The sequence below is a fragment of the Streptococcus rubneri genome, from assembly GCF_004785935.1.
GTDB classification, from domain to species: Bacteria; Bacillota; Bacilli; order Lactobacillales; family Streptococcaceae; genus Streptococcus; species Streptococcus rubneri.
On record NZ_SRRP01000001.1, the window covers coordinates 1,540,828 to 1,559,272 of the forward strand.

At 44.1% G+C, this 18,445-nt stretch carries 12 protein-coding genes and 1 tRNA gene; 3 read left to right on the forward strand and 10 right to left on the reverse strand.

What is annotated here, in order from left to right; all coding sequences use genetic code 11:
- Together tsf and rpsB are read right to left on the reverse strand one after the other, a co-directional pair.
- Complete coding sequence (tsf, locus tag E5S68_RS07480) at nt 1-1,041, reverse strand: translation elongation factor Ts (protein ID WP_135782967.1); 1,041 nt, start codon at nt 1,039-1,041, stop codon at nt 1-3.
- 76 nt (nt 1,042-1,117) lie between these two features.
- On the reverse strand, nt 1,118-1,900 hold the full coding sequence (gene rpsB, locus E5S68_RS07485) for a 30S ribosomal protein S2 (RefSeq protein WP_135782968.1): 783 nt from the start codon (nt 1,898-1,900) through the stop codon (nt 1,118-1,120).
- Nucleotides 1,901-2,340: 440 nt separating this feature from the next.
- On the opposite strand from rpsB, the gene E5S68_RS07490 reads away from it, so the two are divergent.
- Nucleotides 2,341-2,411 (forward strand) — tRNA-Cys (locus E5S68_RS07490).
- A 139-nt stretch (nt 2,412-2,550) separates the two neighbouring features.
- Here E5S68_RS07490 and nusG read toward each other — a convergent pair.
- The 3 genes from nusG to rpmG all read right to left on the reverse strand — a co-directional run bounded on the left by nusG (nt 2,551) and on the right by rpmG (nt 3,609).
- A complete protein-coding gene (nusG, locus tag E5S68_RS07495) occupies nt 2,551-3,087 on the reverse strand; it encodes a transcription termination/antitermination protein NusG (RefSeq protein ID WP_135782969.1) in 537 nt (178 codons plus the stop codon).
- Between the two features lie 183 nt (nt 3,088-3,270).
- Nucleotides 3,271-3,447: a preprotein translocase subunit SecE gene (gene secE / locus E5S68_RS07500; RefSeq protein ID WP_135782970.1), complete on the reverse strand. Its 177-nt coding sequence runs from the start codon at nt 3,445-3,447 to the stop codon at nt 3,271-3,273.
- Between the two features lie 9 nt (nt 3,448-3,456).
- Complete coding sequence (gene rpmG / locus E5S68_RS07505; RefSeq protein WP_006595433.1) at nt 3,457-3,609, reverse strand: 50S ribosomal protein L33; 153 nt, start codon at nt 3,607-3,609, stop codon at nt 3,457-3,459.
- A 126-nt stretch (nt 3,610-3,735) separates the two neighbouring features.
- On the opposite strand from rpmG, the gene ypfJ reads away from it, so the two are divergent.
- Nucleotides 3,736-4,656 (forward strand): KPN_02809 family neutral zinc metallopeptidase, encoded by a 921-nt coding sequence (gene ypfJ, locus E5S68_RS07510; protein WP_135782971.1) that lies wholly within the window; start codon nt 3,736-3,738, stop codon nt 4,654-4,656.
- 72 nt (nt 4,657-4,728) lie between these two features.
- Here the strand turns inward: ypfJ and pbp2a are convergent, their stop codons facing one another.
- On the reverse strand, nt 4,729-6,960 hold the full coding sequence (gene pbp2a, locus E5S68_RS07515; RefSeq protein WP_135782972.1) for a penicillin-binding protein PBP2A: 2,232 nt from the start codon (nt 6,958-6,960) through the stop codon (nt 4,729-4,731).
- 183 nt (nt 6,961-7,143) lie between these two features.
- Between pbp2a and E5S68_RS07520 the strand changes: the two genes are divergently transcribed.
- Nucleotides 7,144-8,028: an RluA family pseudouridine synthase gene (locus E5S68_RS07520; protein ID WP_167470842.1), complete on the forward strand. Its 885-nt coding sequence runs from the start codon at nt 7,144-7,146 to the stop codon at nt 8,026-8,028.
- 45 nt (nt 8,029-8,073) lie between these two features.
- Here the strand turns inward: E5S68_RS07520 and E5S68_RS07525 are convergent, their stop codons facing one another.
- The 4 genes from E5S68_RS07525 to E5S68_RS10625 form a co-directional block, all read right to left on the reverse strand.
- Nucleotides 8,074-11,325 (reverse strand): pneumococcal-type histidine triad protein, encoded by a 3,252-nt coding sequence (locus tag E5S68_RS07525; RefSeq protein WP_135782973.1) that lies wholly within the window; start codon nt 11,323-11,325, stop codon nt 8,074-8,076.
- A 9-nt stretch (nt 11,326-11,334) separates the two neighbouring features.
- Nucleotides 11,335-12,273 (reverse strand): metal ABC transporter solute-binding protein, Zn/Mn family, encoded by a 939-nt coding sequence (locus tag E5S68_RS07530; protein ID WP_135782974.1) that lies wholly within the window; start codon nt 12,271-12,273, stop codon nt 11,335-11,337.
- Nucleotides 12,274-12,560: 287 nt separating this feature from the next.
- Nucleotides 12,561-14,381 carry a CAP domain-containing protein gene (locus tag E5S68_RS07535; protein WP_135782975.1) on the reverse strand — a complete coding sequence of 607 codons (1,821 nt, stop codon included), beginning with the start codon at nt 14,379-14,381 and terminating at the stop codon, nt 12,561-12,563.
- A 629-nt stretch (nt 14,382-15,010) separates the two neighbouring features.
- Nucleotides 15,011-18,418 (reverse strand): G5 domain-containing protein, encoded by a 3,408-nt coding sequence (locus E5S68_RS10625; protein WP_135782976.1) that lies wholly within the window; start codon nt 18,416-18,418, stop codon nt 15,011-15,013.
- Nucleotides 18,419-18,445 lie beyond the last annotated feature (27 nt).

Here is an 18,445-nt window from a genome sequence, read left to right on the forward strand (position 1 = left end):
TTAGTTATTAAGAGCTGCTGCCATTGTAGCTGCAACTTCTGCTTCAAAATCATTTGAAGCTTTTTCAATACCTTCACCAACTTCAAAGCGAACAAATTCAACAACTGAAGCATTTACTGATTCAAGGTAAGCTTCCACTGTCTTGCTGTCGTCCATGATGTAGACTTGTGCAAGAAGTGTGTAAGCTTGGTCAACTTTCGTGTTGTCCAAGAAGAAGCGATCCATTTTACCTGGGATGATTTTATCCCAGATTTTTTCTGGTTTACCTTCAGCTGCCAATTCAGCTTTGATATCTTCTTCAGCTTGAGCGACCACTTCGTCAGTCAATTGAGCTTTAGAACCATACTTCAAGTGTGGAAGAGCTGGTTTACCAACCATTGCACGGCTTTCGTTGTCTTGGTCGATCACGTGGTTCAATTGTGCCAACTCATCTTTCACGAATTGCTCATCCAATTCTTTGTAAGAAAGAACGGTTGGTTTCATTGCAGCGATGTGCATTGAAATTTGTTTAGCAAGTGCTTCGTCTCCACCTTCGACAACAGAGATAACACCGATACGTCCACCGTTGTGTTGGTATGCACCGAAGTGTTGTGCATCTGTTTTTTCAAGCAAAGCAAAACGACGGAATGAGATTTTTTCTCCGATTGTAGCTGTTGCAGATACGTATGCTGCTTCAAGAGTTTCACCTGAAGGCATTGTCAAAGCAAGAGCTTCTTCATTGTTAGCTGGTTTCCCTTGAGCAATCACTTTCGCAGTTTCGTTTACCAATTCAACGAATTGAGCGTTTTTCGCAACGAAGTCTGTCTCAGCGTTCACTTCAACTACTGCTGCAACGTTTCCATCAACATAAACACCAGTCAAGCCTTCAGCGGCAACACGGTCAGCTTTCTTAGCTGCTTTTGCCATCCCTTTTTCACGAAGCAATTCGATCGCTTTTTCGATGTCACCATCAACTTCAACCAATGCTTTCTTAGCGTCCATGACACCAGCACCAGATTTTTCACGCAACTCTTTAACAAGTTTAGCTGTAATTTCTGCCATTTTGATTCTCCTATATTTTTTTAAAAATAGGAGAGCCGGGCTAAGCCCCGCCCTCCTAGGTAATTACGATTATGAATTAAGCGTTGTCGCCTTCTACAACTTCAACGATTTCTTCGATTGAATCTGCTTGAGTTTCAGTTGCTGCTAATTCAGCTTCAACTGCTGCAACTGCGTCTTCACCTTGACGACCTTCGATAATTGCGTCAGCCATTTTCGCAGTGATCAATTTAACAGCGCGGATTGCATCATCGTTAGCTGGAATGATAACATCGATATCGTCTGGATCAGTATTTGTGTCGACCATCGCTACAACTGGGATTCCCAATTTCTTCGCTTCTTTAACAGCGATTTGCTCTTTATGTGGGTCAACAACGTACATTACGTCTGGGATACGAGGCATATCTTCGATACCGCCCAAGAATTTTTCAAGACGAGCGCGTTGTTTGTTAAGAAGTGCAACTTCTTTCTTAGGAAGAACGTCGAAGATTCCTTCTTCTTCCATACGTTTAATTTCTTTCAAACGAGCGATACGTTTTTGGATTGTTCCCCAGTTAGTAAGGGTACCACCCAACCAACGGTGGTTGATGAAGTATTGACCAGAACGAACAGCTTCTTCAGCAACAGCTTCAGCAGCTTGTTTCTTAGTACCAACAAACAATACAACTGCATCGTTTGCAGCAGCATCACGCATGAAGTCATAAGCTTGATCAGCGTATTTTACAGTTTGTTGCAAGTCGATCACGTGGATTCCGTTACGCTCAGTGAAGATGTACTTAGCCATCTTAGGGTTCCAGCGACGAGTTTGGTGACCAAAGTGTACACCAGCCTCAAGAAGTTGTTTCATTGAAATTACTGCCATGAGTAAATTCTCCTTTTTGTTTTTTTCTCCTCTCCCAGACGTCAGCTTGCAACACGACCACAAGGGCAACGGTGCCACAATGGATCCAGGATGAGTATTTATTGCTTTACGCAACTTTATAAGTATAGCAGATTTAGAAGCTTTTTGCAAGTCATTTGAGAGATTTTCCTGGCTAATCAAATCCTCCTTGCTCACTACTTGCAAAGAGAAAATCTAGGTCCTCGTTTCGATGAAACTCCTCTGCTCGCAAACTTTTTCAGTCACACTCTTTCTCCATCATGAATCAACTAATGATCATCATATTTTCAGCCCCTTTACCTTAAAAATGTTGAGCCTGTCAACAAGGACTTTCCTTATTTATTCTTGTCTCTTTTTGTAAAGTTTGTGAAAAACTTTTTCTTGACCAAATCTGATTTTTAGGTTAAAATAGTATATGTTATGGCGGTATAGCCAAGTGGTAAGGCACGGCTCTGCAAAAGCTTGATCGTCGGTTCAAATCCGTCTACCGCCTTGATGATAAAACTTTATATTGGTTTATTCCTTTATATCGTAAAGCCCTAGAAATAGGGCTTTTTTGTTTTTTGAAGTAGCAATTGAAGGCTACTATAAAAACTCTGGTTAAGACGATTCATCTTAACCAGAGTTTTATCTTATAATTCAGCAATTTGGTTGAGGTTAACTTCAGCAACTGTATCATTTCCGAACATGGAAATAATCATTTTCACCTTGTTATTGTCAATTTCAGTGATCTTACCAGTGTAGTCAGTAAAGGCTCCATCGATAATCCGAACGGTATCTCCTACCTTGACATCAATGTTGAAGTCTTGTACAGTTTGTCCCATAGAAATCAAGATATTGCGAATCTCATCTTCCAAGAGAGGAGTCGGTTTTGAACGGTTCCCGTGAGAGCCAACAAAGCCCGTTACGTTTGGCGTATTCCGAACGACAAACCAAGCTTCATCTGTCATGACCATCTCAACCAAGACATAACCAGGGAAGCGGTTTTCTTCGATTTCTTTTGTTTTTCCGTTCTTTTCAACTTGTACAGTTTGAGTAGGGATTTCTACCCGCAAGATATTTTCCAACATGTTGTAGGTCTGTGCCCGTTGAAGAAGATTTTCCTTCACTTTATTTTCATAGCCTGAGTAAGTCTGCAAGACAAACCAGCCTTTATCAAAACTATCCATTTGAGTTTCCTTTCTGATCTGATAGAAGTCATCGCTTCATCACGATACTAAAAAAAGCCTAGCGGCTCTCGTTTTCCTAGGTCCATTATAACATAAAACTAGAGAAAGCAAAGTAATTTCTTTGTTTTTTTCTGTTCCAGTAAGAAAAAAAGCATCCTCTTGGGACGCGATTTTTCTTGCTTCTTAGAACAAATCAATAATTTGTAAAATACCTTTCGCTACTACGCGGTCGAAGAAATAAATCAAGACTACGAAGAAAGCAGTATACTCAATCACGGAGATAAAGTTTTTCCATCTTTCTTTGCGAGTAGGCCAAGTCGTGTTCTTAAGTAAGACAAAAATATCTCTGATAAATTTCACAACAATCTCCTATCTGGTTTCTTTATGAATTGTATATTTACTACAATGTTTACAAAACTTGTTAACTTCTAGACGTTTTGGTTTTGGCGTCGCACTCAACTTGATTGAGTAGTTGCGTGACCCACAAACCGTACACGCTAGACTTGCTTTTTTTAATGCCATAACGCCTCCATTCACACCATTATAGCAAGTTTTCACTTTTTTGACAAGAACTTCTGCTTTATAGAGACGCATTTTATTTGGCTTTTCCCCATGATTTGATACAATATAGTAGATAAAGGAGAAATTATGAAAAGCGATCATCTGAAAGAAAGTAAAAATATTGAAGACCGGCGCGGACAGAGCGGGAGCGCTTACTCATCTGGACGCTCGAGTGGCAATATAGGAGGGGGTATCCTCCAAATCCTCCTCTCTCCAGGAAGTTTCAAGAGCAAGATCATTATGATTTTACTGTTGGTTCTTTTGAGTGGGGGAGCTGGCCTGAGTGGCATCTTTAATCCGGAGCAAGCCACTCAGAACTACAACTCCAGCCAAGTCACGCGCCAAGAGCAAACCAAAGTTAGCGACCAAGACACCAAGTTCGTCAGCCAAGTCTTGGGGACGACAGAAGACTTTTGGAGCCAAGCTTTCCAAAAAGAAGGTCGAACCTATCATAAACCGACCTTGGTCTTCTACACCGGTCAAACGCGAACAGGCTGTGGAGTGGGGCAAGCAGCAGCAGGTCCTTTCTACTGCCCTAGCGATCAAAAAATTTATCTGGATATTAGCTTCTACAAAGAGCTCACCACTAAATACAAGGCCAGCGGTGACTTTGCCATGGCCTATGTTATCGCACATGAGGTCGGCCACCATATCCAAAACGAATTAGGAACCCTTCAAAGTTACCAACGGGCCACCCAGGGGAAATCTGAAACACAGAAAAACGCCCTGAATGTTCGCTTGGAGCTTCAAGCAGACTACTATGCTGGTGTTTGGGCCCGCTATATCGAGGAGCAAGGTCTCATGGATACAGGTGACATCGAAGAAGCTCTCAATGCTGCCCATGCAGTAGGGGACGATACTCTCCAAGAGCAGGCCTATGGTTACTCTGTCCCAGATAGTTTCACCCATGGAAGCTCCGAGCAACGCATGCGCTGGTTCAAGCGAGGATACCAGTACGGAGACTTTGAGCACGGTGATACCTTTAGTGTTTCTGATGCAAACCTCTAACACTCTAGTCAAAAAGCCTTCAGATATACTCTGAAGGCTTTTTGGTAGCTTTCATATTGAAGGACTTTCCTTTTAATAGCCAAACCAACCTTTAAAGGTATCCCAAGCATTCTTGGCCTTACCAGGAAGGTCTGCTTCATCGATGGCCTTCTTGGCTTGGTCTACCATATTGGAAGCTTGCTCTTTTACCTGATCAAAGAAGCCTTTGTCATCTGTCTGAGCGTCAGTTTCTGTTTCTTGGCCGACTGGCGCAATCCCATTTTCCGCGTAGGAGTTCTTCTCGTCGTCAAAGCTGGTTCCTTCCGTATAAGGCAGGACGCTGTTGGCGACATTGCGGAAGATGATCGAGGCCGTTTCCGCACTGGTCCCCGTCAGGTAATGGGTCTCATCTGTTTTAGGGAAACCTAGCCACTGGCTGAGGACTACATCTGGAGTATAACCGATTACCCACTGGTCCCCAGATAAATCTGGGTTGAAGTCGGTCTCTGTTGTCCCTGTCTTCCCAGCCATGGTATAGCCATAAGGAGCTGCGTTGACCCCTGTCCCGTTGGAGAACGTTCCTAGCATCATATTGGTCATTTTTCGATTAACAGAGGTGCTGAGGACCCGGGTAGATTTCTGACTATGACTCTTGACGACCTGGCCACTCGCATTTTCAATTTTGGTAATGAGGTGGGCATCGTTCATGACTCCATCATTAGCAAAAGCCCCATAAGCTTGGGCCATCTCCAGAGGATTGGTCGCAACACCAGATCCGAGAGCCACACCAAGAGAACGATGAACCTTGTCCATATTAAGTCCAAACTTCTTCCCATAATCAAAGACTGTGTCAAGACCTAATTCATTAGCTGTGGCAACTGCCGGTAGGTTAAGGGATTCCGCCAGGGCCTGATACATCGGAACCGTTGGACTAGTTTGAATTCCCCCATAGTTGTTTACGGTGTAATTTCCATAGGTGGTTGTAGTGTTATCCAATTCCATGTTGGTCGACCAACCCTTGGCAACTGCTGGACTGTAGACCACAAGCGGTTTAATGGTTGAACCAGGACTTCTTGCAGACTGGGTCGCGTAGTTGTAGCTTCTAAAGCCGACTCCTTGGTCGCTTCCGACACGACCGACAATAGCACGAACTCCTCCTGTCTTTGGATCCAAGGCCACACTACCGGATTCTGCCCGGGTGCCATCCTCTGCAAGGGGGAAGAGATCCACATTGTCATAGATGACCTGCATGCTGGCCTGGTAATTCTGATCCATTTCTGTATAGATCCGATAGCCATTTTTAATAATGTCTTCTTCCGTCAGGCCATACCGATTGACGGCTTCATTAATCACCGCATCGAAATAAGAAGGATAGCGATAATCTTCTGACTTGCCTTCATAGGCATCGATGAGCTGACCGTGAATATCTACCGTAGCAGATTGGTCTGCTGTGGCCTGATCGATATAGCCAGCAGCCACCATATTCTGCAAAACAGTGTTCCGACGGTTGGTCGCATTTTCGACAGAATAAAGGGGATTATAAATCTCTGGTCCCTTAAGCATCCCTGCAAGAACCGCTGATTGATCGAGAGTCAATTGACTAGCCGACACTCCGAAATATTTCTTAGAAGCATCTTCAATCCCCCAAACCCCATTGCCGAAGTAGGCATTGTTGAGATACATGGTCAGAATTTCTTTCTTGCTGTACTTTTTATTGATCTCGAGAGCCAGGAAAAACTCTTTAGCCTTACGCTCAATGGTCTGGTCTTGAGAGAGGTAAGCATTCTTAGCTAGCTGCTGAGTAATGGTTGATCCTCCTCCAGAGCGCCCCGCTGTCAGGATAGCTAGAAAGAAACGGCCGTAGTTGATCCCACTGTTCTTGTAGAAGGTCCGGTCTTCTGTCGCAATCACTGCATTTTGCAGATTTTCACTAATGGCATCTAGCTCAACATAAGTTCCCTTTTGACCTGTCAGACTCCCGGCCTGGTTCCCATCCTTATCGTAAATAATGGTGGTCGCCTTGAGGGCATTTTGCAAATCTGCCACATTGGTCGTCTTGGCAAGATAAAAGAGATAGCCTCCTGTCACCAAACTGAAAATCAAGCCAATGAGCAAGAAGATCTTGGTCAAGTGGTACTTACGCCAAAAGCGTCTAAAAGGATGCTGAGACAGAGGTTTCTTGTGTTTCTTGTCTGAACGGCTATAGGTCGGAGCTAACTCCTCACCATCCGTCGGCAACTCCACCTCCTCTGCAATCTTGGTTGGTTTTTTGTCTCGTTGGAAATGACGAATCATTCCCTCCATCAATTCTTTTAATTTGTTCATAATCTTTATTTTATCACCTTCCCCACGACTAGACAAGAAAGACCTCCGAAGGTAGCTTCTCTTTTAGATTTCTTTAAGCTTCTGCCAAGTTCCAATTCTTAGCTAATCTGAGGATGTTTCTCTTCTGCCGAGCAAGATTGGTCTCGTCTTTTCTTTCCCCTAGCTTTCTGATACAATAGCACTATGCAATACACGATTACCATCCCAAAAGCCTTTCCAACTATGACGGTCAAGGAAGCTCTAGAAGACTATTTCCTCATCCCACGAAAAATTCGCCATTTTTTGCGGACCAAAAAAAACGTCCAAGTCAATGGTCAAGCAGTCCACTGGCAGTGCACTCTTCAGGCAGGAGATGACCTCACCCTGACCTTTGACCCTGAAGACTATGAAGAAAAGTCTCTCCTAGCTGGTGACCCTAGTCTGGTTGAGGTCCTCTACGAGGATGAGCACCTGATCATCGTCAATAAGCTAGAAGGGATGAAAACCCACGCCAATCAACCAGACGAAGTCGCCCTTCTGAATCACGTCTCTAGTTACGTGGGGGGGACCTGTTATGTCGTTCATCGTTTGGACAAGGAGACCAGTGGAGCCCTTCTTTTTGCCAAGAATCCCTTTGTCCTCCCCATCCTCAACCGTTTGCTAGAGGATCGGAAAATCAAGCGAGAATACTGGGCCCTCATCCAAGGGAAGCTCCCCCAGAAACAGGTGGTTTATAAAGATAAGCTAGGTCGTGATCGTCATGATCGTCGTAAGCGCATCGTCGATCCTAAAAAAGGACTCTATGCGGAAACCCACGTGACGATTTTAAAGGTCTTCAAACGAACGAGTTTGGTCAAGTGCCAACTCCAGACTGGCCGGACGCATCAAATCCGTGTCCATCTCTCTCATCATGGGCATCCCATCATGGGAGATCCTCTCTACAACCCAGAAAGAGGATCCCGTCTCATGCTCCATGCCCACCGCCTCACCTTGGTTCATCCCTTTACTCTAGAGCCCATCCAGGTCGAAGCCTTATCCCAAGGATTTGAAGAAATTCTGGCCCAAGAAAAAAATGGAAATGACCGATAAAAACACCGAATCCATACGATTCGGTGTTTTTTCTTACAGTGTGATTTATTCCTGAGTCTCTCCTTCTACAGGACTTGCTGGAGCATTCTCTTTCTCCCCAGTTACCGTCGGAAGTTCTTCCGAACTGGTTTCTTCTTTTGGATTGCTTGCTTGCGTAACGGATGCAGTAGCCGAATCAGAAGCTAGCGTCTCGCTAGCAAGAGGTGCTGAGGAGCCCTCCACTGTGGCACTTGCTGATGGAGAGGCTAACTCTGCTTGAAAGGCTAGTATGGCCTGAAGCAAGGCTGTCTTGTCACTCTTAGGATTAGCTAGTTGATCAAATAGAGCTTCCAAGCGCTCAAAACTTGCATCACTCGCTCCTTTTTCAAGCAATTGCTTGTGCAGGGCCATCAACTGGTTGTAGAGCTGTTGGTAAAGAGCAAGATCATCAATCTGAGGGGTGTCTGTTTTCTTTTGCTTTTGCTTCTCAATGGCTTCCCCCACTTGCCGAAGTAGGGTTTGACCGCTGAATAGAGCCTTGCCTGTTTCCTCTTCTTGGCGTAGCTGAGCCAAATGCTCTTCAAATCCTGTTCGCTGACCTTCTTCCACCTGAGGTAAGAGGCTCTCGATTTGGTTCAAGAGAGCTGTTAGCATGTTGGCCTCTTGATGAGCTTCTGTCGCCTTATCCAGCTCCCCATAGACCCCTTTAAGAAACTCGTAAACAGCTAAGTTATAAGAAGGGGCTTCACCTCCTTTTTGATCCAAAACAGTCCTTTCAATCGGGTAGATTGGAGCATGCTCTTGAGAAAAGAGCTGATCAATGGCTTGCTTGGTTTGGTAAAGTTCCATAAAGTGGGTTTTTGAATCCCAGGCTTCTTCAAAGGCTTGAGCACGATAAAGTTTCAAAGCCAGATCTGCAGCTCGAGTGCGTAATTCTGGTGTCAAACGCGCATCACTCAAGCTTTGGTAGAAATACTTGAGGTAGTCCACTGAAGTCACCCCAGTTCGATCTTGCATCTCCTGAATAGCCTGTAGCAATTGCCCTTGCCCCTCTAGCAACTGACCATTCTTAGTTGCATAAGCTTCTTGTAGTTGAGCCACCAGTTCTTCCTTCTTAAGCTGGAAGGCCTCTGTATCCAACAAACGAACCTGCTCTAGCAACTCTTGGTAACGACGATCCAAGACCGTTTCTTCTATTGGCTTAACCGCTTGGGTAGCATGGATATACTGTTGATCAACTTGGTCGAGACTAGCCAGATAACCTGCTGTCGAGTTGCTTGGGAAGCTCTTGACATTCTCCAAGAAGTGCCCCAAAATCAACTCAATCCGTCTTTGTTGCAGAGGATCGGAAGCATAAAGAGTGCGACTTTCAGCTAAGAGTTGGTTGACCTTGGCCTCTACAACCTTCTGGTCCAAGTCTCCTTTTTGATAAGGAGATTGGATGGTAGGTAGGCGGTGGGCTAAGTAAGCGGCTAGGCCAGCCGAGCGAACCTTGATGTAGTGGTTGTGGTCTCCGTGTGGGATGACGAACTGACCATTCTCAATCTGTAAGCTATAAGGAGAAATTCCTGAACGAAGGGCAGTCGTATAGAGCTCGTTAATGAAATCTAGTTCCGGATTGCCCGTTTCAAGCGGAATCCGGACATGTTCCTTCCGAACGGCATAAGGATGGATATGGGTCGGATCGTATTCTTGGTCTGGATTGTTAAAGACAAAGAAGCCGTTCGAAATCTTGATTGCTTCTCGAGGAACTCCGTAGGTTTGGCTAATGTACTGAATCTTTTCTTCATCAGAAGCATCACGAGAGTAAGTGGTCACGTCGTCTGTCAGTGGTTTTCCTTTGTCTTCTTGTTGCTTACCAGCCAGAACAGCCTCTGCTGCAGCAATTTCTTGAGAAGAGAGATTCTTCTTGTAGAAATAATGGGCATGGTCCCCGTGAGCGACCATATAGCCCTCATCATCCTTGCTGATGACTTGATCCGCATGAAAGCCATGATCGTGCTCCTCTTCCTGCTTATGGTGATGGTGATGCTCACCCTCATGATCGTGATCGTGCGCATGGCCCTCTGGCTCTGGAATCGAAGGAAGATTTGGTGTCTCTTCAGTTGCAGCACTGCCTCCTTGGGCACGGAGAAATTGATAGTGCCGCGCTAGCTCGCGCTCTAGAGGCGAAAGTTCCTGATAAGGGATAAAGTGGAAATGATCTCCGTGAGGATAGACTACCCCTTGGTCTGTCCATTTGCTAATCTTACTTGGGTCAAAGACTGAACCATCCGACTCCACATGACGAGAAGTCAGAGGTGTCTTTTGCAACTCTGCAAGAAGTCTGGCAAGGCTTGAGGTCTGATGCCCCTCTGTTGACCCGGTAGTCGGACCTGTAGGAATTGGAGTCAGAGGACTAGGGGAGAATGGATTTGGAGTTTCCTTTTCAAGGGATGGAGTGGCCTGTCCCTGTGAAGCTTGGCCACCTCTCTTATCTTCTGTTGAGCCTGTTGCTAGGACTTTTTCTTCATTTTTCCTAGACTGACCATGTAAGACGGACAGAGCAGCCGCCAACTCTCCAGCTGATAGGGCACTCTTTGGAATGTAATGATAATGGCCTCCGTGTGGAACAATAAAGCCATCACCTGTATCTGAAATCACATCCCCAGGACTAAAGACATAGCCATCATCTGTCTGGTAGCCACCTTTGCTAGGACGAGTTCCTGAGGTGAGACTTTCAAGAGTCTTGCCTTCCTTCAAGGCTTGACTTGGTTGGCTAAAATCTCGCAGTTTAGTAAGTTTGCGAGAGGAGCCAGTCGCTCCCAAACCTTCCTCTCCTTGCTCCTTGACGATCCCTCCTTTTTTCTGCTCGGCAATTTCTTCAATCGAGCGCACATTAACTGTATGGCGGGCATCTGTCAGATAAAGGTAGTATTTCCCAGCTCGTTTAATCACATAGCCATCCTTGACACGGGTGACGATATCTGCTTCTTGAAGCTGATAAGACGGGTCTCGTAAAATGAGCTCCTCACTAAAAATAGCATCATAAGGGACCTTCCCATTGTAATAGTGGAAGTGATCCCCGTGGGAGGTCACAAAACCATCATCCGTAATTTTGACAACGATCTGTTCTGCCTGCGTATTTTCCTTGGAATTAACCGAATCAATAGTTTCTTCTTTCTTACTGGCCCTTGAGGCTTTCTTAGTTTTATCTCCCTGTAAGTATTGAACCTGATTCTTCTTTTCTTCTTTAACAGGTGCTGGTTGACGAAGGGCATAGGCACAGAACCCAAGTCCTAATGCTGAGACAATCGCAATGGTTCCTTTTTTCTTCATTCTTGCTTCTTACTCCTTTAATTCCTTGGCTAAGACAGCCAAATTTTCTTCTAAATTTTCTAGTAAATCTTTGTTATTCTGAGGATCTGCTTCTAGAGGATCCAAAACCTTGACACGCGCTCCCGTTGCCCGAGCGATACTATCCGCCACCTTGGAGGAAGTGTGCTTCTCGACGAAAATGGTTTTCACCTGATAGTCCTTCACGAACTGCTGGATTTCAGCTAGTTGGCGAGCCGTCGGTTCTTGCTCAGGAGAAATTCCTGCAATCCCCAACTGCTTCAAGCCAAAGCGCTTGGCTAGATAAGAGAAGGCAGTGTGTTGAGTCACAAAGGTCTTTTGCTTAACTTTCTCAAAGAGAGGCTGGTAGTTGCTAACCAAATCTTGGCAGCGTTTTTCTAGTTTCTTGGCATTGGCCTCATAGAGGCTCCGATGATTTGGGTCTATCTCTCCTAGCTTTTGGGCTAGTAGGCGACCCTCTTCTGCTATTTTAAGGGGATCCACCCAGCTATGAGGATCATACAAACTCTGAGCCCCTTCTCCTTCTTCCTCACTGAGGTTTTCTAGACCAGTCACCTTATCCAAGGTCATCCCTTGACTCGCTTCGATGACCTGAAGCTTGGATCCTTGCAGATTCGGATCTAGCCGCCCCGCCCAGGATTCCAAGGTTTGGGAATGGTAGACGAAGACATCCGCATCATATATCTGGGCCACCTCCTTGGCAGAAGGTTCGTAGTCATGGATGCCCGCTCCTGACTGGACCATCCACACTTGGTTCTGATCACCAGAAATTTCTTTAACCAGAGCATAGATAGGATAAAAACTGGTCACAATCTTGAGCCCCTGTTTCGAACTAGTAGGAGTCGGATTACCCTTGGAGCCACAAGCTGTTAGAAGGAAAAGAAGACTCAGGAAGAGCCCTAGACCTTCCATTTTTTTCCAAAATTTCATAGAATCCTTCTTTCTGTTTTCTTAACCGGTTATTTAATCGGTTGTTTAACCAGTTAATAATACTCTTTTTCTATTTTTTTGTCAAGTTCATATTGTAATTTTTTCTCTATCACTAACCAAGTCTATCATCCACAGGGCAGTTTGTCCCCCTCCTTTTCCGTCTTGCCATAGCATTACTACTGCCCCTCCAAGATTTGTGCATAAAAAAAGGAGCTATCCGTTGGATAAGCTCCTCTTTTAGTCCCTTCCTTATTCAGTTTGAATAGGACATGATCTGGATCAATCGATTATTTATAATTGTAAGCCCAGTAATAGTTACCGTCTCCATTTACGACTGCTGCTACAGCACCTTCTGTCGCATTTGGATCTAGCAGCAATTCACGTAAACCACTGTTGTACCATTTATTTGCAACTGTTGCTGCATCTTCTTCACGACGAGCTACGAAGCCTGTGCTATCATATTGGCGTGAAATTTGGTTAGCTTTTGGCAAGCTAAGTGAATTGTAGACATCATCAGACCAAGTCAATTCTTTCATGCCTTGTGCTTTTCTCAATTGATTGATTTTCGCAAAGGCTTCTTTGGCTTTTTCTAAGTAGACATAGTTTGTGTCGTCTGTCGCTTGAACGCGGTAAACGAATTTCACATAACCAAATTCAACGTCTTTGTAGTTTTTATCATCTACGCCACTCTTCAAGTTAGCGATCAAGACATAGTCTTTCGCCCATGGGTTTTCCTTTGATTTCTCAAAGAGTTCTGGGTCTTCGATTTCCCATTCTACTTTAGCATCCCATCCAGCATTGTCAATGAAAGTAGGATGCATCTTTTCGATGACATAGTTCTTGAATTCTTCTACGTTCTTGAATGGAAGAGCTTTACCAGCTTGAGCTGTTTCTACCACGTTTGTAGAGTAAAGTTTCACACTTGAGTCGCGATCGCTGTATGCATACTCGTCATCTTTTGCATCTTCGTGGAATTTTGGATCGATGACAGGATCGTTAGGATCTGTCATTCCTTGAAGCTTCCATTTACCATCAATCCATTTCCAATAAGCAGAATAACCAGTTGCTTCTGTATCAGATGGAATGTAGTAATAGTGGGTAGAACCGTCAAAGTAGTAGTTCTTATCTCGGCGTAATGCTTCAGAACCTGGCTTACCTGGAGGGTAGACCAACTTAGGTGCACGTCCATTTGGAGCCCATGGGAGATGTTCCAAACCTTCTGCTGGTGTTTCCACATATGGAGGGATTTGGTTTTCACTTGGCTCATCTGTTGTTACCAAACCTTCGTTTCCTGGTACCTCAGGTTGAACAGGTTCCTCTGGTGTTGGTTCACTTGGATTTTCTGGACTTGGTTCAAAAGGATTAAACTCTCCATCAGCTCCTACAAATGGTGGGTTCTCTGGGAAGACCAAACTATCAATGTTATCAAGATCAGAAGGCTGTGATGGTGTTACCGGTTGATCTGGTTTATCAGTTGGATTTGGTTCTTCTGGTGTTGGCGTTGGCTCCGGAGTTGGAGTTGGATCTGGAGTCGGTGCTTCCGGAGTTGAATCCTTGACAAAGACCCATTTGCCATCTTTGTAATAGTAGTAGTCACCGTTATCTAAAACGTAGTAATGGTAACCATTTTCATAACGGTAATGAGGATCATTCTCTAAGTTATTACTATTATTGTTGCGGTTTGTTAGAGGTTTCCACTGACCATCGCGGTAGATACGGTAAGTTCCATCGTTCATACGGTAGTAGTGGTTCCCGTTCCAATAAACATAGTTTTCATCATTGGCTAAATTGTTGTAGCCGTTGTAGTTATTCCAGTTGTTATAACCATAGTTATAACCGTAGTCATAACCATAGTTATTGTTCCAGTTGTTATAGCCATAGTTATTCCAACCATAATTGTAACCATAGTTCAAACCAAGGTTATTCAAGACACGGCCAAGGTTATAGCTAGTGCCCCAGTTAGAGTAGCTTGGACTATAAACCGTGTAACTATAACGGTTGGTATTCCATCCAATTGTATCAGCTTGCGCATTGGATACAACAAAAGCAGGTACAGCTGCAACAGAAGCCAAAACAGCTCGCGTTACATATCTATATTTTTTTTCCATTAAAACAACTCCCTTAGGATAGTATTATATGAAAAGCGACAATATTCCTTATGCATAAGTGTATTTTGTGTCACCACTGGGTTCAACATGTATATAGGGGTCTTATTTTTTGCATTCACTAATTAGTAAGGCCTTTTTAAAAAATGAATGCTTCGTTCTGATATCTACAATTACCCTGTCGAAAATTCAGTAACAACGCAGTTTTTTAATATTTTTTCACCCTTCATTTGCATTATAGCACACAAAATTTTTAAATGCAAATAGTTTGAAACCAAACATATTTTACTCATCAAATTATACTCATTCTTTTTACTGTCTGGTTATTCTTTGCCTCTTTACACTTGCAATAGTATGTATATAAAGGATAAAACAATAGGATAGTATTATACTCATTTTTTAGAAGTTTTCTATCGTTTCTTTATTTCTATTTCTAAAGGAATCATGACCCCTCTAGGGGAAGAAGCTGACATCGTACACCTCCAGAAAGCTTTCCCTCGTAATGAGCTGACAGAGAGGGAAGGTCAAGCACCTGCAACCTCTAGCCCTCTTTCAAAAAAAGAGAGAAGGTCTAGGACCTTCTCTTACGACTAGTTTTGGGTTTTCCTCTCTATAGTAGAGTCTTCCACTTCTTAGTCTTCTTTCTTCTTGTGGCTAAGGAATCCGAACATGCTCAAGACAGTTGCACCAAGGAGGGCTAAGAACCCTGTACCTTGTTCACCTGTATTTGGTAGAGCTTGCTTGTTTTCAACCACTGGACTAGTGGCTGGACGATCCAATGCTACTACCTTGCCAGCTGGTTTAGCAGGTTCTTCCTGTTTACCTGGGTTAACTGGTTTGACTGGGTTAACCGGATTCACTGGGTTAACTGGATTCACCGGGTTAACCGGATTCACTGGGTTAACTGGATTCACCGGGTTAACTGGATTCACCGGGTTAACCGGATTCACTGGCTTGACTGGGTTTTCTGCTACACCGTAGTAGATAAACTCATCAACTGGCGCAACAAGCACCTTACGTTCTAGTTCTTTACGTCCAGTTTCAACACCATCTGTATAGGTGATCTCTTCAACGATCAGGGCTTGTCCCTTCTTACCAACTGTCACGCGACGTTCTTCACCCTTAGCAAGTGCTGGGTTTTCTTTACGGATGACCTTGTATGGTAATTCAAGAGTTTGTTCCACTTTCTTGGTTGTAACAACCGGTACATGTGGTTTCTTAGTCCCTACTTCAATCACTTCTTCAACTGGTTGTTTGGTGACACTTTCGCTCTTCTTCTCACGTTTTGTTTCAACTCCGTCTGTGTAGGTCACGGTATAAACGATAGTACGCTCACCTTTTTGACCCGGAGTCTTGACCTTGCGTGTGCCTTCCAGAAGGTCTGCATTCTTTTCTTCACGGCTGGTGAATGGAATTTCTTCCGTCTCTGTGACTTCCTTAGTCGTCACGACTGGAGCTTTCTTAGTCCCCACTTCAACCACTTCTTCAACTGGTTGTTTGGTGACACTTTCGCTCTTCTTCTCACGTTTTGTTTCAACTCCGTCTGTATAGGTAACGGTATAGACAATGGTCTTTTCACCTTTTTCACCTGGAGTTTTCACATTGCGTGTGCCTTCTGGGAGAACTGCATTCTTTTCTTCACGTTTTGTGAATGGAATTTCTTCCCTCTCTGTCACTTCAGAAGTTGTTACAACTGGAACTTTCTTGGTGCCCACTTCAACCACTTCTTCAACTGGTTGTTTGGTGACACTTTCGCTCTTCTTCTCGCGTTTTGTTTCAACTCCGTCTGTGTAGGTAACGGTATAAACAATAGTCCGCTCACCTTTTTGACCAGGAGTTTTCACATTCCGTGTGCCTTCAGGGAGATCTGCATTCTTTTCTTCACGGGTTGTGAATGGAACTTCATGTTTTTCTACTTCTTCCTGAGTCGTCACGACTGGAGCTTTCTTAGTACCCACTTCAACCACTTCTTCAACTGGTTGTTTGGTGACACTTTCGCTCTTCTTCTCGCGTTTTGTTTCAACTCCGTCTGTGTAAGTCACGGTATAGACAATGGTCTTTTCACCTTTTTCACCTGGAGTTTTCACATTGCGAGTGCCTTCTGGAAGAGCAGGGTTCTCTTCTTCACGTTTTGTGAATGGAATTTCTTCCGTCTCTGTGATTTCAGAAGTTGTTACAACTGGAGCTTTCTTGGTGCCCACTTCAACCACTTCTTCAACTGGTTGTTTGGTGACACTTTCGCTCTTCACGACACGGCTTGTTTCAACTCCATCTGTATAGGTCACGGTATAGACAATGGTCTTTTCACCTTTTTCACCTGGAGTTTTCACATTGCGTGTGCCTTCTGGGAGAGCAGGGTTCTCTTCTTCACGTTTTGTGAATGGAATTTCTTCCTTCTCTGTGATTTCAGAAGTTGTTACAACTGGAGCTTTCTTAGTCCCCACTTCAACCACTTCTTCAACTGGTTGTTTGGTTATGTCGTCGCTCTTCACAATACGATCTGTTTCAACTCCGTCTGTGTAGGTAACGGTATAAACAATAGTCCGCTCACCTTTTTGACCAGGAGTTTTCACGTTACGCGTGCCTTCTGGGAGATCTGCATTCTTTTCTTCACGGGTTGTGAATGGAACTTCATGTTTTTCTACTTCTTCCTGAGTCGTCACGACTGGAGCTTTCTTGGTGCCCACTTCAACCACTTCTTCAACTGGTTGTTTGGTGACACTTTCGCTCTTCACGACACGGCTTGTTTCAACTCCGTCTGTGTAAGTCACGGTATAGACAATAGTCTTTTCACCTTTTTCACCTGGAGTTTTTACATTGCGAGTACCTTCTGGGAGAGCAGGGTTCTCTTCTTCACGTTTTGTGAATGGAATTTCTTCCGTCTCTGTCACTTCAGAAGTGGTTACAACTGGAGCTTTCTTGGTGCCCACTTCAACCACTTCTTCAACTGGTTGTTTGGTGACACTTTCGCTCTTCTTCTCACGTTTTGTTTCAACTCCGTCTGTGTAAGTTACGGTATAGACAATAGTCTTTTCACCTTTTTCACCTGGAGTTTTTACATTGCGAGTACCTTCTGGGAGAGCAGGGTTCTCTTCTTCACGTTTTGTGAATGGAATTTCTTCCGTCTCTGTCACTTCCTTAGTTGTGATCACCGCAGCTTTCTTAGTGCCGACTTCGATGACCTTATCAACCGGTTGTTTAGTGACCGTTTCGCTCTTCTTCTCGCGTTTGGTTTCGACACCATCGGTCAAGGTAATCGTGTAGACAACGGTCTTCTCACCATTTTCCCCTGGAGTCTTCACGTTACGTGTACCTTCTGGCAAGTCAGGATTGGTTACGGTCTGTTCTCCATAAGGGATTGGTTCTGTAACTGTGAGTTCCTGAGTTGTCACAACAGCAGCCTTCTTGGTGCCCACTTCAACCACTTCTTCAACTGGTTGCTTCGTAACAGTTTCGCTCTTCTTCTCGCGTTTCGTTTCTTTACCGTCGACATAAGTAACGGTATAGACAATGGTCTTTTCACCTTTTTGACCAGGAGTCTTGACGTTGCGCGTGCCTTCTGGAAGATCTGCATTCTTTTCCTCTCGGCTGGTGAATGGAATCTCTTCCGTCTCTGTCACTTCTTTCGTCGTTTCAGTTGGGGTAGTCTTACCTAAGGCAGCATTTGCTCGAGCAACCAAGGCGTTGTAACGAGCTTCTAATTTAGTAGCAGAAGCTTGACCTTCTGGACTTTTGACACCGTTTTTAACAACGGCAAGTCCAGTAGCTAGCTCATTGATGCTATCCTCTAGCAAACCCTTCATATCCTCATCAGAAGGATCGTCCTCAAAGGCTTGAATGTCTCCTTCAAATTCATTCAATTTATTAGTGAAATTAACAACCAATTTCCGTTCTTCTGCATCTGGAATTTCTTCATCTTCTCCTGGTGTTTCAGCCAAAACGGTTGGGATAAAGTTTGGGACTGTATAATGCGCTGCTACTCCCAAAGCATTTAAGGCAAGAACTGAAATCCCTAATTTAATTAACTTTTTTCTACTCATGATAATTTCCTTTAAAATTATACTAAC

What these genes read in the sequence shown, in the direction of transcription:
- tsf (WP_135782967.1), bottom strand. Translation starts at nt 1,041, where the DNA reads ATGGCAGAAATTACAGCTAAACTTGTTAAAGAGTTGCGTGAAAAATCT.
- rpsB (WP_135782968.1), bottom strand. Translation starts at nt 1,900, where the DNA reads ATGGCAGTAATTTCAATGAAACAACTTCTTGAGGCTGGTGTACACTTT.
- nusG (WP_135782969.1), bottom strand. Translation starts at nt 3,087, where the DNA reads ATGGATAGTTTTGATAAAGGCTGGTTTGTCTTGCAGACTTACTCAGGC.
- rpmG (WP_006595433.1), bottom strand. Translation starts at nt 3,609, where the DNA reads ATGGCATTAAAAAAAGCAAGTCTAGCGTGTACGGTTTGTGGGTCACGC.
- ypfJ (WP_135782971.1), top strand. Translation starts at nt 3,736, where the DNA reads ATGAAAAGCGATCATCTGAAAGAAAGTAAAAATATTGAAGACCGGCGC.
- pbp2a (WP_135782972.1), bottom strand. Translation starts at nt 6,960, where the DNA reads ATGAACAAATTAAAAGAATTGATGGAGGGAATGATTCGTCATTTCCAA.
- E5S68_RS07520 (WP_167470842.1), top strand. Translation starts at nt 7,144, where the DNA reads ATGCAATACACGATTACCATCCCAAAAGCCTTTCCAACTATGACGGTC.
- E5S68_RS07525 (WP_135782973.1), bottom strand. Translation starts at nt 11,325, where the DNA reads ATGAAGAAAAAAGGAACCATTGCGATTGTCTCAGCATTAGGACTTGGG.
- E5S68_RS07530 (WP_135782974.1), bottom strand. Translation starts at nt 12,273, where the DNA reads ATGAAATTTTGGAAAAAAATGGAAGGTCTAGGGCTCTTCCTGAGTCTT.
- E5S68_RS07535 (WP_135782975.1), bottom strand. Translation starts at nt 14,381, where the DNA reads ATGGAAAAAAAATATAGATATGTAACGCGAGCTGTTTTGGCTTCTGTT.
- E5S68_RS10625 (WP_135782976.1), bottom strand. Translation starts at nt 18,418, where the DNA reads ATGAGTAGAAAAAAGTTAATTAAATTAGGGATTTCAGTTCTTGCCTTA.